1 protein-coding gene and 1 pseudogene are annotated in these 414 nt (G+C 70.5%); one reads left to right on the forward strand and one right to left on the reverse strand.

Annotation, left to right across the window (positions count from 1 at the left end; translation table 11 throughout):
* Nucleotides 1-244 (reverse strand): annotated as a pseudogene (locus BZY54_RS52605) (hydroxyurea phosphotransferase); the annotation flags it as partial.
* Between the two features lie 22 nt (nt 245-266).
* Between BZY54_RS52605 and BZY54_RS55215 the strand changes: the two are divergent.
* The coding region (locus BZY54_RS55215; RefSeq protein WP_341868748.1) for a rhomboid-like protein at nt 267-414 on the forward strand (148 nt) is incomplete at its 3' end.

Raw genomic sequence — 414 nt, forward strand, 5'->3', positions numbered from 1 at the left:
CCGCGCTCTCCTCGTCGAGGAGCTGGAGTTTCAGTGCGGCCGGAGTGCCCTCGGACCGGACCACCGGGAGGACCAGCGCGCACACGCCGTACATCGCCGGCCCGTCGATGCGCAGCTCCCAGCGTCGCAGGAAGGCGGCCGACAGGTGCGGCAGGTCCGCGACGAACGCCCGGCCCGCCGCCCCGTTGAATTTCTCCTGAGAAGCGGCCAGCTCGGCGGGCACCTCGATCACCTCCCCGACCATACTTGCGCGTGTGGACGGGGTCATCCGGTTTCGGCGCGGGCTCCGGGCGGTGGCGGGGTACGTCCGCAGCGCCCCGGGGACATACGTCTGGCTGCTGATCCTGTTCGTCACCACCGTCGCCCTGCACCACATGTCGCCGGACTTCGAGCAGGACTTCCTGCGGCAGCGTT

The sequence above is a fragment of the Streptomyces carpinensis genome (assembly GCF_002154505.1).
GTDB classification, from domain to species: domain Bacteria; phylum Actinomycetota; class Actinomycetes; order Streptomycetales; family Streptomycetaceae; genus Streptomyces; species Streptomyces carpinensis.